The 15,890-nt window shown below is 30.2% G+C and carries 11 protein-coding genes; 2 read left to right on the top strand and 9 right to left on the bottom strand.

All coding sequences use genetic code 11. The annotated features are described in order from the left end of the window. Window positions 1-2 precede the first annotated feature (2 nt). The 3 genes from ccoN to Q361_RS10625 all read right to left on the bottom strand — a co-directional run bounded on the left by ccoN (window position 3) and on the right by Q361_RS10625 (window position 4,828). Window positions 3-2,186: a cytochrome-c oxidase, cbb3-type subunit I gene (ccoN, locus tag Q361_RS10635; RefSeq protein WP_103726713.1), complete on the bottom strand. Its 2,184-nt coding sequence runs from the start codon at window positions 2,184-2,186 to the stop codon at window positions 3-5. A 2-nt stretch (window positions 2,187-2,188) separates the two neighbouring features. Further along, window positions 2,189-2,380, bottom strand: a complete 192-nt coding sequence (ccoS, locus tag Q361_RS10630) for a cbb3-type cytochrome oxidase assembly protein CcoS (RefSeq protein ID WP_103726712.1) — start codon at window positions 2,378-2,380, stop codon at window positions 2,189-2,191. Between the two features lie 72 nt (window positions 2,381-2,452). Further along, window positions 2,453-4,828, bottom strand: coding sequence for a heavy metal translocating P-type ATPase metal-binding domain-containing protein (locus tag Q361_RS10625; RefSeq protein WP_103726755.1), 2,376 nt, complete (start codon window positions 4,826-4,828; stop codon window positions 2,453-2,455). A 105-nt stretch (window positions 4,829-4,933) separates the two neighbouring features. Here Q361_RS10625 and Q361_RS10620 point away from each other — a divergent pair, with 105 nt between their 5' ends. After that, window positions 4,934-5,614 (top strand): Crp/Fnr family transcriptional regulator, encoded by a 681-nt coding sequence (locus tag Q361_RS10620; protein ID WP_103726711.1) that lies wholly within the window; start codon window positions 4,934-4,936, stop codon window positions 5,612-5,614. 53 nt (window positions 5,615-5,667) lie between these two features. On the opposite strand, the gene Q361_RS10615 is transcribed toward Q361_RS10620, so the two are convergent. Further along, complete coding sequence (locus tag Q361_RS10615; RefSeq protein WP_103726710.1) at window positions 5,668-6,099, bottom strand: VOC family protein; 432 nt, start codon at window positions 6,097-6,099, stop codon at window positions 5,668-5,670. 3 nt (window positions 6,100-6,102) lie between these two features. Beyond that, the gene (locus Q361_RS10610) at window positions 6,103-6,504 is read right to left on the bottom strand and encodes a VOC family protein (RefSeq protein ID WP_103726709.1); all 402 of its coding nucleotides are present in this window, start codon (window positions 6,502-6,504) and stop codon (window positions 6,103-6,105) included. A gap of 102 nt (window positions 6,505-6,606) precedes the next feature. Between Q361_RS10610 and Q361_RS10605 the strand changes: the two genes are divergently transcribed. Next, entirely contained in the window at window positions 6,607-8,103 is a 1,497-nt protein-coding gene (locus tag Q361_RS10605; RefSeq protein WP_103726708.1) for an aminotransferase class V-fold PLP-dependent enzyme, read from the top strand. Here Q361_RS10605 and Q361_RS10600 read toward each other — a convergent pair. The 4 genes from Q361_RS10600 to Q361_RS10585 form a co-directional block, all read right to left on the bottom strand. Then, a complete protein-coding gene (locus tag Q361_RS10600; RefSeq protein WP_103726707.1) occupies window positions 8,093-9,427 on the bottom strand; it encodes a hydroxymethylglutaryl-CoA synthase family protein in 1,335 nt (444 codons plus the stop codon). The genes Q361_RS10605 and Q361_RS10600 overlap by 11 nt on opposite strands. A 175-nt stretch (window positions 9,428-9,602) precedes the next feature. Continuing rightward, window positions 9,603-10,466, bottom strand: coding sequence for a KPN_02809 family neutral zinc metallopeptidase (ypfJ, locus tag Q361_RS10595; protein WP_103726706.1), 864 nt, complete (start codon window positions 10,464-10,466; stop codon window positions 9,603-9,605). 38 nt (window positions 10,467-10,504) lie between these two features. Continuing rightward, window positions 10,505-14,383: a PAS domain S-box protein gene (locus Q361_RS10590; protein ID WP_103726705.1), complete on the bottom strand. Its 3,879-nt coding sequence runs from the start codon at window positions 14,381-14,383 to the stop codon at window positions 10,505-10,507. A gap of 164 nt (window positions 14,384-14,547) precedes the next feature. Further along, entirely contained in the window at window positions 14,548-15,885 is a 1,338-nt protein-coding gene (locus tag Q361_RS10585) for an aldehyde dehydrogenase (RefSeq protein WP_103726704.1), read from the bottom strand. Window positions 15,886-15,890: the final 5 nt, after the last annotated feature.

The following is a 15,890-nucleotide window of genomic DNA, read 5'->3' as shown; positions in this document are numbered from 1 at the left end:
AATTATTTTTTAGGTTTTGTATCTGTACCTAATCTTTGCAAGTAAGCAATTAGAGCAACAATCTCACGATCTTTCATCGGAACGAATTTTTCACCTCTAGCCGCTGCATTTTTCTTGCTATCTTCATAAGACTTCACAAAATCTGGATCTTGATGTAAATTAGCTTCAATTTTTGAGGATTGATCTTCAATACTTTTTCTTGCATTTGAAATGTCTTGGTCTGTGTATGGAACTCCTATTTTTACCAATGTTTTCATCTTATCCTCTATTAAAGAATTATCTATCGCTTTGTTATCATATAGCCATTTGTATGGAGGCATAATAGAGTTTGACGATGTACTTCTTGGATCCCACATATGGTTAAAATGCCAATTATCGTTGTATTTACCACCAAGTCTATGCAAATCTGGACCTGTACGTTTTGAGCCCCATAAGAATGGATGGTCGTATACATATTCTCCTGATTTTGAATAATCTCCATATCTAGCAGTTTCTGAACGGAATGGTCGTATCATTTGAGAGTGACAATTATTACAGCCTTCTCTTATATATATGTCACGACCCTGTATTTCTAATGGAGTATATGGTTTAACTGATGCAATTGTTGGAATATTTGATTTAACAATAAGCATTGGAACTATTTGTATAATTCCTCCTATAGCAACAGCTACTGTTGTAAGTAATGTAAATTGAACTGGTTTTCTTTCTAACCAAGAATGCCAAGTCTCTCCTTTTAATTGGTGAGGACTAATTCTTGAAAGAGCAGGAGCTTCTGCCAACTCATCTTCTATAGAAGAGCCTTGTCTAATAGTTTGAATAATATTATAAACGAGTACTATAATACCTACAAAATATAAAGTTCCTCCTGTTGCTCTTATCCAATACATTGGTATTAACTGTGTTACAGTTTCTAAGAAGTTACCATAGACTAATGAACCATCTGGGTTAAACTGTTTCCACATAGAGGCTTGTGTAAAACCAGCAACATACATTGGTAATACATACAAGATTATACCTAAAGTTCCTATCCAGAAATGGAAATTTGCTAATTTGTCAGAATATAAAGTAGTTTTTGCCATACGAGGTATTAAATAGTAAATCATACCAAACATGATAAAACCATTCCATCCTAAAGTACCAACGTGTACGTGAGCTACAATCCAGTCTGTAAAGTGTGCTATTGCGTTTACATTTTTTAATGATAGCATTGGTCCTTCAAAGGTAGACATACCATAAGCAGTAATAGCTACTACAAAGAATTTTAATACGGCATCTTCTCTTACTTTATCCCAAACTCCTCTTAGAGTAAGTAATCCATTAATCATACCTCCCCAAGATGGAGCAATAAGCATTACAGAGAATACCACACCAAGATTTTGAGCCCAATCTGGCAATGTAGAGTATAATAAATGGTGAGGTCCTGCCCAAATATAAATAAATATTAGCGACCAAAAGTGTATGATTGATAATCTGTAAGAATATACAGGTCTATTAGCCGCTTTAGGAACAAAATAGTACATTAAACCTAATATTGGTGTTGTAAGAAAAAATGCTACTGCATTGTGACCATACCACCATTGTACTAAAGCATCTTGTACACCTGCATATACCGAATAACTTTTTAAAGAACTAAAACTTACTGGAAGTTCAAGATTATTAAAAATATGAAGTAATGCAATCGCAACAAATGTAGCAATATAGAACCAAATAGCTACATAAATATGGCGCTCTCTTCTTTTAATAATAGTTCCTATCATATTAACACCATAGGCTACCCATACTAAAGCAATAGCAATATCAAATGGCCATTCTAGCTCTGCATACTCTTTTGAAGATGTATATCCTAATGGTAAAGTGATTGCGGCTCCTAAAATGATTAGTTGCCATCCCCAAAAATTAAATTTACTGAGAAAATCACTATACATTCTAGTTTTTAACAAACGTTGCATAGAGTAATAAGACCCTGCAAAAACTCCGTTACCTACAAAAGCAAAAATAACTGCATTGGTATGTAATGGTCTCAATCTTCCGTAACTAAGCCAAGATATTCCATCTGTTAGCTGCGGAAATAAATATAAAAAGGCTACTAGTAGCCCTACTAACATTCCTATAACTCCAAAGGCTATTGAAGCATATAGAAAGTTTCTTACAATTTTGTTGTCATAATAAAATTGTTGCATTTCCATAATTAAATTGGTTTTTGTTCTTCTTTTTTTGTAATTGTTTTGGTTCTAGGTTGCACCTCGTCGTCAAAAAGCATTCTAACGGAAGGTGTATAATCGTCGTCATACTGACCTGTTTTGACAGCTCTGATAAATGCTATCAAAAACAGAACAGCAACAAATATACTAACAGTTATTAATAAATAAATTACACTCATACCTTATATTTTATTTAACAAAATTACTCTTGAACCCTATTAAAAAATATGATATTTATCATACCTTATCAATTAAGATTCTTTTGCAAATAGGTTACTCGCCAAAGTTACAAAACTTACGATAGTTATAGTGCTTAAAGGCATAATAATTGCTGCTACAATGGGTTCTAATTTACCCGAAACAGCAAAACTAAGCCCAACAACATTATATAATAATGAAATTGCAAAGCTCATATATATAGTTTTCATCGCATTTTTTGAAAAATTCATGAAAAAGCTAAATTTTGAAAATTGTGAAGCATCCATAATTCCATCGCAAGCTGGTGAGAAAACATTTACATTTTCAGAAATTGCAATACCTACATTACTTTGTGCCAAAGCACCTGCATCGTTAAGTCCATCTCCTACCATCATTACATTTTTACCTTTGTCTTGCAAATTTTTTATAAAAGCTAATTTTTGTTCGGGTTTTTGATTGAATTCTAAAACAGTTTTCTCTGGAAGCATTTTAGACAAAATTTTTCGTTCTCCATCATTATCTCCCGATAAAACAACCAAATTATATTTTTGTGAGAGTTTTTCAAACAATTTCTCTAGACCTTCTCTATATTGATTATTGAAAACATAACTTCCTTTATATACACCATTTATTTCTATATGCACTTTGGTTTTCTTGTGTGTATTTTCACTCATGTGTTGTAAATACTGAGAAGAACCTATCTTAAATATTTGGTTATTAATGGTTGCAAAAATTCCTTTGCCAATTACCTCTTCAAAGCTAGACGTTTCTATTTTTTCTTGATTTGGTAAATAATCGTATAATCTTCTACTTAATGGATGATTGGAACCTCTTAATACATTTTTTAATAATTTTATTTCATCGGTATTAAGCTCTGTACCTTCGTAAGTAATGGCTGTTTTTTTATTGGTTGTAATTGTTCCTGTTTTGTCAAATACTATTATATCTACTTTTGCCAATTGTTCTATAACTGTAGCGTTTTTTAAATACAACTTTCTATTACCCATAATGCGCAATACATTTCCCATTGTAAAAGGAGCTGTAAGAGCCAAAGCACAAGGGCAAGCAACTATAAGTATTGCTGTAAAAACATTAAATGCTGTATTGGTATCTATAAAAATCCAATACATAAACGAAATTATAGCTAATGTTAGTAAAGCAGGTGTAAAGTAATGGCTTATTTTATCGGTGATATTTTTATGTTTTTGCTCTACCTTTTTTTGAAAAACATCATTACTCCAAAGTTGTGTAAGATAACTTTGCGATACAGAAAAAAGCACTTCCATTTCGATAATCTTGCCCAATTGTTTACCGCCTGCATATACTTTATCTCCTGATTTTTTTTCTATTGGAACTGCTTCTCCTGTTACAAAACTATAATCGAGAGATGCTTTTTCAGATATTAAAATACCATCTACAGGTATCAACTCTTGATTTCTAATAAGCAATCTATCGCCTTTTTCAATATCATAAACTTGTACAGGAATTTCTTCTCCGCTTTTGTCGATTTTTGTTACAGCAATAGGAAAGTATGATTTATAATCTCTTTCAAATGATAAAAAACTATAGGTTTTTTGTTGAAAAAGTTTGCCAAGAAGCATAAAAAATACCAACCCAGTCATACTATCAAAAAAACCTTGTCCGTAGTCGAAAATTATATCTATAGTACTACGCACAAACATAACAATAATACCAAGAGCAATGGGTATTTCTATATTAAGCAAACCTGCTTTTATGCTTTTCCAAGCAGCCACATAATAGCCACTAGCCGAATAAAAAAATGAAGGTAATGATAACGCAAAAACAAGCCAACGAAGAAATACTTTGTATTTATTAATCCAAAATTCGTCTACTTCAAAATATTCTGGAAAAGATAAAAGCATAATATTTCCAAAACAAAAGAAAGCAACGCCAATTTTGTATATTAAACTTCTATCGATACTTTGTTGCGATTTTCCATAGTTCTCCAACGAAATATAGGGCTCGTATCCTATAGAGCATAAGAGTTCTACTATTTTTTTAAGATTTGTTTTTTCGGGGTGGTAGGAAATTCTTACTTTTTTCTCTCCAAAATTAACCTGAGAAGTAATTATACCTGTGCTTAATTTTTGTAAATTTTCCAAAATCCAAATACAAGAACTACAGTGTATATGAGGTATATATAGTGATACAATACTCATTTCTTGCTCTTGAAATTCAAGTAATTTATTTACAATTTCTACATTATCTAGAAAATCATATTTTCCTTTAATATCTAAGGGAGTTGCTCCAGGTGCAGCTTGAAAATCATAATAACAAGCCATATCGTTTTGACTAAATATTTCGTAAACAGTTTTGCAACCATTACAACAAAATTTTTTTTCATCAAAAACAATTTCGTCTTTTTTTACGACATCATTACCACAATGGAAACATTTATTTGTGTCCATATTATTGCTCATTTACCTATAACAAAGGTAATAAGTAGTTCAAATAATTTATATGATATTTGTCATAGATTTAGTATCTTTGTCTACAGAAATAATTTTTCTAGAATGAATAAATGCGAACAATGTATAGTGAGGCAATTTAGTTCTCTAAAAGCGCTTACAAAAGATGAACTTGTAAAAATGGCAGAATGCAAAACTTCTTATACTATAAAAAAAGGAGAAGCCATTTTTGAAGAAGGAGAAGTTACAAACGGTATTTATTGTGTAAAAGATGGTGTTTGCAAAATGACTAAACTAAGTGCAAACGGTAAAGACCAAATTGTAAAACTTATAAAAGCAGGCGAATTATTAGGACAACGTTCTATGATAAGTGATGAGCCAGCCAATTTAAGTGCCATTGCTCTAGAAGACATGGAAGTTTGTTTTATACCTAAAGCAGAAGTTATGCAGTTTTTTAACGAAAATAATCAGTTTTCTATGAATGTGATGAAAACGATTTGTAACGATTTGAAAGATGCCGATGATCAAATGGTTGCTATGGCACAAAAAACAGTTAAAGAACGTTTAGCAGAAACATTGCTTTATTTGGAAGATACTTTTGGTAAAAATACCGATGGTACTTTACATATTCAACTTTCTAGAGAAGAATTGGCTGGTATGATAGGCACAGCTACTGAAAGTTGTATTAGATTATTATCTGAATTTAATAAAAATGAATATATTGAACTTATAGGTAAGAAAATTGCTATTAAAGATAGAAATAAGCTCAAACGCCTTGCTGATTAAAACAAAAAAACACAACTTTTAGGTTGTGTTTTTTACTTTATACAACTGATAAATTATTTTACCTCATCGTAATTTATCATCCAATTAACGCCAAATTTGTCGGTAAACATACCAAAATAAGCACCCCAAAAAGTATTTGTTAAAGGCATTAGTATATACCCTTTTTTTGATAACCCTTCAAACAATCTGGTTGCCTCTTCCCTACTATCTGCATCAATAGAAACCGAAATATTGCTACCCATAATTACATCGCCACTTTTAGAATTGCTATCACTACCCATTAACTTATAATCTTTATTAATAGGAAGGCATACATGCATTACTCTTTGAGCATCAGATTCTAATAACGGATCTGGGGCATCATCTTGGGGCATATCGCCAAATGTACTAAAATCGGAATACTCTGTATTGAAAACAGATTTGTAAAAATCAAAAGCTTGTTGGCAAGTGCCATTAAAAATTAAATAAGAATAAAGTTTTGCCACAATCTAAGATTTTGAGTTTGTATCCATCCAATAAATTTCCCAAACATGACCATCCAAATCATGAAAACTTCTACCATACATAAAACCATGCTCTTGGCTTTCTCGAGCTTCTTTTGCACCAATACTTACAGCACGATCTACAATTTCATTTACAGCTTCTCTACTCTCTACAGAAATAGCGTTGAGTACTTCACTATGGCTATGTGCATCGCTTACAGGGTTTTTAGTAAATTTCGAAAAATATTTCTCATCAAGCATCATAATAAATGCGTTGTCATTTACTTCTAAGCAAATAGCAAATTCATTGCTAAAACCCTCTTGAAACTTAAAACCTAAACGGTCAAAAAAATCTCTAGAATGTTTTACATCTTTAACGGGTAGGTTTACAAAAAGTTGTCTTGTCATAATATAAAATTTAATGGTTAAAAATAGAAAATATTCTGGAAACTGTATTTTTTTTTATTAAAATTTAAAAATCATTTATCTTTGAAAACAAATAGATAAACTATGTCAATTGTTGAAAAAGAGTACACTGTGCTGGAAAAATATTTTGAAAAATTTAGAAAAAATATTGTAGGTATAGAACAAAAATTTGAATCTCCTTATGGAGAAAAGAAAATAATTTATACCGATTGGACTGCTAGCGGAAGGCTTTATCAACCTATTGAAGATAAACTCACAAAAGATTTTGGCCCTTTTGTAGCCAATACACACACCGAAACTACGGTTTCTGGTATGGCAATGACCAAAGCCTACCACGAAGCAAGACACATTATAAAACAACATGTTAATGCGAATGACGATGATGTATTGATTACAGATGGTTCAGGAATGACGGGAGTTATTAATAAATTTCAAAGAATTTTGGGTTTACGCATTCCAGATAATTTAAAAAAATACACCAACATACCCCACGAATTAAAACCTATTGTTTTTGTTTCGCACATGGAGCATCATTCCAATCAAACTTCATGGATTGAAACCATTGCAGATGTAGAAGTAATTCCTGCTTGTGATGAAGGTCTTTTTTCATTAACAGAATTGGAAAAACTACTCCTAAAATATAAAGACCGGGTTTTAAAAATTGCGTCTATAACATCTTGTTCTAATGTTACAGGGATAAAAACACCTTACCATGAGGTTGCCAAAATAATGCACCAACATAAAGGATTGTGTTTTGTAGATTTTGCTTGTTCGGCTCCGTACATTTCTATAGATATGCATCCTATTAATGATGCAGAAAGTTATCTAGATGCGATATTTTTCTCGCCTCATAAATTTTTAGGAGGACCAGGCACTTCTGGTGTACTCATTTTTAATAAAAATTTATACAATAACACTGTGCCTGATTGCCCAGGTGGTGGTACTGTAAAATGGACAAACCCTTGGGGAGAACATCATTATATAGATAGTATAGAAGAACGAGAAGATGGTGGAACCCCAGGTTTTTTACAAGTGATAAAAACCGCTTTAAGTATTAAACTGAAAGAACAAATGGGAGTTGAAAATATTTTAAAAAGAGAACATGAACTTATTGAATTTGTTTTTAACAAATTAAGTATCATAGACAATCTTAATATTTTAGCACCAAAACAGCAAAATAGATTGGGCGTTTTTTCTTTTTATATTGATGATTTACACTATAACTTGGGTGTAAAATTACTTAATGATAAATTTGGAATCCAAACACGTGGAGGCTGTAGTTGTGCCGGTACTTATGGGCATTATTTGCTCCATGTAGACCAAGAAACTTCAAAAAATTTAGTCTGTCAAATTTCACAGGGCGATTTAATAAAAAAACCAGGATGGATAAGAATGTCTATACATCCAACTACCACCAATGAAGAAATAGAACTAGTTTGTAACGCTATTATAGAGTTGGCAAAACATCATAAAGAATGGTCTGTAGATTATGAATACAACTACCAAACTAATGATTTTATCAACAAAAATAGTACTAGTAATACTACCAATCAATTTATTGAGAGTTGGTTTAATCTATAAATTTATAGTATCTTGCTCCTATTAGTAAAGGGTTTTCTTTTTCTATTTTGTCAAGTTCAAATTTATTACTATTCGTTGATATTGAATGTTTCAATTGTTTTTTATGTAATTTTTCATAGGTAGAAAAATCAATTTCTTTTCTATCCAATAATGTTTCAAACAATGGGATTTGTGCTATTTTATTATGCCAATTATTTTCTATAATACCTTCAAATACTTTTGATTTTGATCCGCTACCATAAGCAATAAAACCAATTTTATTTTGAGATATATCTATTTTTTCTTTGTAAGAATTGCATAATGCTGATAGCATTGCCATAAAAATAGAACCCGTATATAAATTACCTATCAAGCTTGATGCTTTTTCTGAAGGTGCTATTTTTTCTTCAATTATTTTTAAATATTCTTCAGACTTTGCAATTAATTTTTTGTCATCGGAAGATTTTATGTTATAGCCTTTTTCATGGATATAAATTTCTATAAACGTTCTTCGAGCTTGAAAACAATAGGGTAAGTGCATAACAATGTATTGCCAATCTGTAAAAAGTGTTTCTCTTTTATTTACTAACTTTTTATAGTGTAAATAAGCTTCCAAAGTGCGATTAATATAACAACTATTGGAATATTGACCATCAAAAATAGGTTGCTCTTTGTATATAGACACTTGCTCTTCTGATATATTATTTAAAACTTTACTGTTACTCTCGAAAATCAAATCTTTTTTATCAAAATAACGTCTCGGTTTAAAAAAATCAAATACTCCTTGTGTTGAAATTCCTGCATTTTCTGAAAAAGATATAATACTAGGGCTTGAAGTTACAAGCATTGCCAAAGCCCCTGCTCCTTGAGTATACTCTCCTGTTGAGTTCAACTCATATTTTGCAAAATCTGTAGCTACTACTATTGCCTTTTTGTTTGGATTTAATCTTATATAATCTAATGTGTTTTGCAAAGCATCTACAGCTCCTATACAAGCAAACGTAATATCTAAGGCATCACAATGTGAAAACGATTGTTCCATTTTTTGCTCCAACAAACTAATTATATAACTTGCAATAGGTTTAGAAGCGTCCACTCCACTTTCTGTCCCTACATAAATTCTAGAAATTTCAGATGAATTTAGTTTTTCATTTTTCAATAAAGTATACACTGCATTAGCTGCAAAAGACACTACATCTTCATTTACATCAGGTAATGACATGGCTTGAAGCCCCAAACCATTAATTAGTTTTTCTGGTTTTATATTTCTATTTTTTGCCAAAGACTCTATCGATAAATATAATTGTGGTATGTAAAAGGATATGGCATCTATACCTACTTTCATTTGTAATATTTTAAATTAATTATTCTATTTTATGCTAAATAAATACAAAAATAAAAAGCCATATTCAATATATTGCATTGAATATGGCTGTATTTATATCTTTTTTTAAACTTTTATCTATATTTCAATAAAAGTTCATTACTAATATTTTTAGCGAAAAAAATAGTGCGAAAAATTATCTATTTAATAAAGCAGAAAAAGTATCTCCTTGTTTGATATCTCCTGTTTGATATCCTCTTTTAAACCAATAAATTCTTTGTTCTGAAGTTCCGTGTGTAAAAGAATCTGGAACCACACTACCTCTCATTCTTTTTTGTATTGCATCATCACCCACAGCATTGGCGGCACTTATGGCTTCTTCAATATCACCTGCTTCTAAATATTTTTGATTATATTTTGCCCAAACACCAGCATAAAAATCGGCTTGAAGCTCCAAGCAAACAGAATATTTATTGGCGTCTGCCTCACTTAAACCTTGCTGTTGTTTTCGCATCCAATTTGATGTTCCTAGTATATTTTGTACATGGTGTCCTACCTCATGAGCTATAACATAAGCTGTAGCAAAATCGCCTCCTTGTGCTCCAAAACGTGTTTTTAATTCTTTCATAAACTCCAAATCCATATACACTTTTTGATCGGCAGGGCAATAAAAAGGTCCAGATGCAGAAGTGGCATTACCACAACCCGTTTCTACGGCTTCAGAAAAAAGAACCATTTTGGGTTGTACATATTCGCTACCGTTATCTTGAAAAATTTGACCCCAAGTATCTTCGGTATAAGCAAAAACCGTTTTGGCAAAATCGCCCATTTCTTTTTGCTCTGGTGTAAGCTCCGAAGGTTCTCCGGCAGGTGCGGTTTGTTGCCCTTGATTCATTTGCTCTAATACAGGTGTAATCATTCGAGCATTTTCTCCTCCAAATAAGTTTAGTAATAAAATTACAATACCTAAAACACCACCTCCCATAATGGCTTTTCCTCCTGTAGACATACCTCTGCGGTCTTCTACATTATCGCTTTGTCTATTTCCAATCCATTTCATATTTTAATTTCTTTTTTTTACAAATATAATTTTTTTCTTTATTTCTTTATCCACTTTTGCAACATGTTATACAAATCTTGTTGCACAATAGGCTTGGTTAAATAATCATTCATTCCTGCGTCTAAACATTTTTGTTTTTCGCCTAAAACTGCTCCAGCAGTCAGTGCTATTATTGCTACATTTATTCCTTCTGGCGTATTTCTTATGTGTTGCGATGCTTCGTAACCATTCATTATTGGCATTTGTATATCCATAAATATAACTTCGGGATTAAATTGTTTGAATTTCGATACAGCATCTCTTCCATCTACAGCTTCAATTATTGTAGCATGAGGAATAATTTTTGAAACCAAAGTTTTGGCTAAAAGTAAATTTATTTTATTGTCTTCTGCTATAAGAATACTTTTTGCATTAATTTCTAATTGATTATCTACATGAGATAAATTAGTATTTTGTATTGGCTCATTCTCTGTTATTACTTGTTCAACTTTTGGAACTTTAATTGTAAAATAAAATGTAGAACCTATTCCATGAATGCTTTTTAACTCTAAATAAGAATTCATAAGTTTTAATAAACTATTGGAAATTGATATTCCTAAACCTGTTCCTCCAAATTTTCTAGTTGTTGAAGTATCACCTTGTGAGAAGGCTTCAAATATTTTTTGTTGATAATGATGTGGAATACCTATACCTGTATCAATAACCGAAAATTGTAAACTACATAGTTCGTCTTCTTTTTTTTCTAAACAAATTATTTTTAAAGTAACCGATCCTTTTCTAGTAAATTTTACAGCATTACTTAACAAATTCATCATGATTTGTTTAAGCCTAATACCATCTATTTGAATGATATTGGGAACATTAATGTCTATATTTAACTTAAGTTCTATATTGCGTTGTTTGGTTTCGTACTTAAATAATTCTACTACATCTGAAGCTAGTTCTCTAATATCATAATTACTAATATCCAATTCCATTTTTCCAGATTCAATTTTTGAAAAATCTAGAATATCATTTATTATCTCCATCAATGAATTGGCAGACTTGTTTATGGTATCCATATATTTGGTTTGCACTACATCTAGATTGGTATTTCTCAATAAATCTGTAAAACCAATTATACCGTTAAGTGGTGTACGAATTTCATGACTCATATTGGCTAAAAATTCTGATTTTGCTTTATTTGCAGCTTCAGCAAGTTGTTTTTCTTTCAGTAAAACTTCTGCTTCTTTATCTTTAGTTATATCAAAATAAATTCCTCCTATATAAATAATTTCGTTTTGATTATTGCGTATTGAATCTGCAAATTCTTCTACCCAAACTATGTGTCCGTCCTTATGAATAATTCTGTAGATAGAATGTATTTGTTTGCCTTCTTCAATATTTTTTAATTGGCTTGTTAAGATGGTTTCTTTATCATCTGGGTGTATCAAATCTAGAAATGAGGCATCACCAAATACAAAGTCATTCTTGCTAAATCCAGTAAGCTCTTCTACTTTTTCATTAAGGTAAATTTTTGAGGACTTTTTATCAAAATTTGCTAAATAAACCGTACTAGGGATATTATTGGCAATTAACCTAAACTTATCTTCACTATCAGAAATTTTTTCTTGGTTTATATTTCTTTCAATAACTGTTGAAATATTATTGGCAAGCGTTTTGAGCACACTAATTTCATCATCACTCCATATTCTCTCTGTAGTACAATCGTCAAAACCTATAAAACCTATAAGTTTATCTTTTAAAAAAATAGGTAAAATAAGTATCGATAGTATATCTTGTTGTACTAAACTTTCTTTGTATTTTGAATTTTTTAAGTTTTTTATTAAAAAGCTGTATTGACTACCATTGTATAGTTCTTCTAAAAATTCTTGAAAAATTTGATGAGGAAAATTTTGTAAGTCTTGATTGTTTATTTGTGGTGTTATGCCTGGTTTTACCCATTCATATCTTTGACTTACTGTTTTATTTTCTTCATTATTATCAAAATAATAAATTCTATCTATATTGGCGGCATTACCTATAAGAGATAATGAATTTTTAAAAATTGTATCTAAATCGTCATTTACCAAAAAGTCATTTGTAATTTGTGCTATAGCAGAAAGTAACTCACTTTTGTAAGCTAATTTTTTTTCAACTTCAATTCTATTATTTGTTTCTATAACTATGGCTATAGCGTCGCTTAAAGACTTTGCGAATGATATATCTTCATAGTCCCAATTTCTAGGCTTGCAATCTTCTAGACATACAATACCTACAAGAGTACCGTTTATAAATATGGGTGAATCTAGCAGAGATTGTATTTTAAAATGAACAAAATAGTTAGATACCAATTCTATGAGTTGATCATGCTGGTAAACATTGTTGGCTATAATTTGTTTTTCTTTGTATAGTTCTGAAAAATAAATGGGATAGTCATTTTGTTCTATTATAAAGTCTTTTTCAAACGTATCTGTATCTTTGCAATATAAATTATTACAATATAATTTTTGATTTTTAAATTCCCAGAATGATGCTCTATCTATGCCTGTTTCTTCTGAAACATTCTTTAAAATAAACTTAACAATACTATCAAAATTTTCTGTATTAGTATAAGATTTTTTGGTAATGGCTCTTAGTATTTCGTCATGTTTTTTAATTTTGCCTAACTTTATTTGCTTTTCAAACTCAAGCTCTTGCAATAGTGTTACATCGCGGGCTATTATAGATATGCCATCAAACGTATTTTCATCTGTTTTTTTAATTGACACATTTTGTGATAACCACAATACGCTGTTATTTTTATCTATAAATGGAAATAACAACGATTGGTTTGGAATATTTTGATTGGACTGCTTAAAATAATGATCTAAAAATTTTTGTTGATAATCTTCTTGTATGAAATTGGTAATTTTTTTATGAATTAATTCATCATAATTATAACCTAATATTTTTAAAGCATAAATATTTACAAAGATAATTTCAGCTTCATTATTTAATTCATAAATAATGTCGGTAGCTTTTTCTACTAAATCAATATATTTATTTTTAAGTAATTCTTGGTGAGTAATGTCTTGACCTATACCAATAATTATATCCGTTGTAAATCTTCTATCTTTCCATTGTATATACTTATATTCCCCATCTTTGCATTTAAGTTTTCTGGTGTAAACTCTATTATCTTTATATCTATCAAAATAAGTTTCACCTTCAAAATCTTTATCTTCTGTTAAGTTCCAAAAATTAAAGCCTAATACTTCTTCTGGTTCATAACCCAAAATTTCTTTTATTTGATCACTCGAAAAAATTACTTCTCCTCGTTTATTAACTGCAACAACAAGAACATTTCCTTTGTTAATTACCTCATAGGCAAACAAATACCTATTTTTACTTTTAGTAATGGCTTCAAATCTTACATAATGAATTAAAAGAATGATAAGGAACGATATGGTAAGTAAAATAAGTTTTTCTTTGGATAAATAATTGAGAAAAAGTTGTGATAATGTTAATATTAATGTTGCTGAAATAAATATCCAGTAATATTTCATTCGTCTAAATGCTACATTACATAAATTAAATAAAACAATTATAGCTACATAATTAACTAATGCAAATTTTGAGAAAATTAAATTGTAGTAGGTAAAACAAAAATATATTAAATAACATATTGAAAATAAGGTGGTAAACGATTTTTTAAAATAACCGTAATACTCATACAAATAGTAAATAGACAATATAACAAGCCCAAAAGCTATATAAAAAAATATATACTCTTTTCTAACATCAAAAACATAGTATACTATCTCAATAATGGGAATGCCATAACCTAAATACAAAAAAAACAATTTTTGTTGCCCTAATCTAGATTCTAATTCATTGTAACGAGAAATAGAATTAAAAATAGTCTCATTTTTTAATTTTATAGCTCTGTAATACAAATAAATAATGATTATTAACAACACAAGAAAAACCCACACATAGCTAAATGAGAAAAAAGTATGATATACTAGGTGTGTAGGCTTACAAATCAATATTTAATTTCATTTAGGTTGTTTAATGTATAAATTTACGAAATTATAAATATACTATTGAAGTAATTTTTTTAAAATTTGCTTAAAAAATTAAGAATCTTTCTTACTTTTTTTAGTTTAAGCACGAATGGAGGATACCTTAAAGAAACATCTAACCTTAAAGATCTACGAACCACAGATTTTTTATGGGTAAACGTATCAATACTGTAAACACCATGATAAGCCCCTAAGCCACTTTGCCCTACGCCTCCAAATGGTAATCGAGAGTTAGCAAAATGAACCAAAGTATCGTTAATAACTCCTCCTCCAAAACTAAAATCTTTAATTACTTTGGAATAATTTGTTTTGTTTGTTGTAAAATAATAAAGGGCTAGAGGTTTTTCGTATCTGCTAATAATAGTTTCTAAATCGCGGTATAATGTATACCCAATGATAGGAAGAATAGGCCCAAAAATCTCTTCATGCATTAAAGGTGAATCAAAGCTAGGTTCCAAAACAATGGTAGGTTCTAAAAATTTTTGGTGTATTGAAAATTCTCCCCCAAAAACAATTTGTTGGTGCTCTAGAAGTTTTACTAATCGGTTGGTATGATTTTCAGATATTATTCTTGGGTAATCTAGCGAATCTATCACTTTATCTCCATAAAAAAGCTTAATATATTTAATTAGAGCTTCAATAAATTTTTCTTTTACCTTTTCGTGAACTAAAACATAATCTGGAGCAATACAAGTTTGCCCTGCATTAATAAATTTACCCCAGACAATTCTTTTGGCAGATAATTCAATTTGAGCTGTTTCATCTACAATACACGGGTTTTTACCTCCTAATTCTAAAGTAACAGGCGTAAGATGTTTTGAAGCCGCTTGGTGAACAATTTTACCAACAGCTACACTTCCTGTAAAAAATATGTAATCCCAACGTTTACTCAGTAACTCTGTTGCCTTTTCAACTCCGCCCAACTCTACAGAAACATATTTTTTTTCAAATACTTTTTCAATAATCTTTAAGATTACCGAATTGGTATTTGGAACCCATTCTGAAGGTTTAAGTACAATACTATTACCCGCAGCAAATGCGGCTATCATAGGACAAAAAGAAAGCTGAAAAGGATAATTCCAAGGAGCAATAATTAATACTTTTCCGTAGGGTTGTTTATAAATAAAATCTGATGACGGAAAATTTAATAGTGAAGAAACTTCCCTTTTGGGTTTGAGCCAAAAGGGAAGCTTTTTAATTGTTTTTTTAAGTTCAGATTTTACAAAAAAGATTTCTGTAAGAAAAACTTCGGCTTCACTCTTATTAAAATCAGAATATAAAGCATAAGTTATGTTTTGCTCGTTTTTTTCTATTTCAACAAGCAAGTTTTTTAAAATTTGAATACGCTTTTTTACAGAAATTTTGTTAGGCATCTTTT

Origin of the sequence: Flavobacterium croceum DSM 17960 (assembly GCF_002917885.1) — a bacterium.
Taxonomy (GTDB): domain Bacteria; phylum Bacteroidota; class Bacteroidia; order Flavobacteriales; family Flavobacteriaceae; genus Flavobacterium; species Flavobacterium croceum.
The sequence above is the reverse complement of the archived record's forward strand: the minus strand, read 5'-3'. Positions and strand labels throughout refer to the sequence as shown.

Coding starts and splice junctions, on each gene's coding strand:
- Q361_RS10600 (WP_103726707.1), bottom strand. CDS start 9,427: ATGAAAGTAGGTATAGATGCCATATCCTTTTACATACCACAATTATAT.
- ccoN (WP_103726713.1), bottom strand. CDS start 2,186: ATGGAAATGCAACAATTTTATTATGACAACAAAATTGTAAGAAACTTT.
- Q361_RS10625 (WP_103726755.1), bottom strand. CDS start 4,828: ATGGACACAAATAAATGTTTCCATTGTGGTAATGATGTCGTAAAAAAA.
- Q361_RS10605 (WP_103726708.1), top strand. CDS start 6,607: ATGTCAATTGTTGAAAAAGAGTACACTGTGCTGGAAAAATATTTTGAA.
- Q361_RS10610 (WP_103726709.1), bottom strand. CDS start 6,504: ATGACAAGACAACTTTTTGTAAACCTACCCGTTAAAGATGTAAAACAT.
- ccoS (WP_103726712.1), bottom strand. CDS start 2,380: ATGAGTGTAATTTATTTATTAATAACTGTTAGTATATTTGTTGCTGTT.
- ypfJ (WP_103726706.1), bottom strand. CDS start 10,466: ATGAAATGGATTGGAAATAGACAAAGCGATAATGTAGAAGACCGCAGA.
- Q361_RS10620 (WP_103726711.1), top strand. CDS start 4,934: ATGAATAAATGCGAACAATGTATAGTGAGGCAATTTAGTTCTCTAAAA.
- Q361_RS10585 (WP_103726704.1), bottom strand. CDS start 15,885: ATGCCTAACAAAATTTCTGTAAAAAAGCGTATTCAAATTTTAAAAAAC.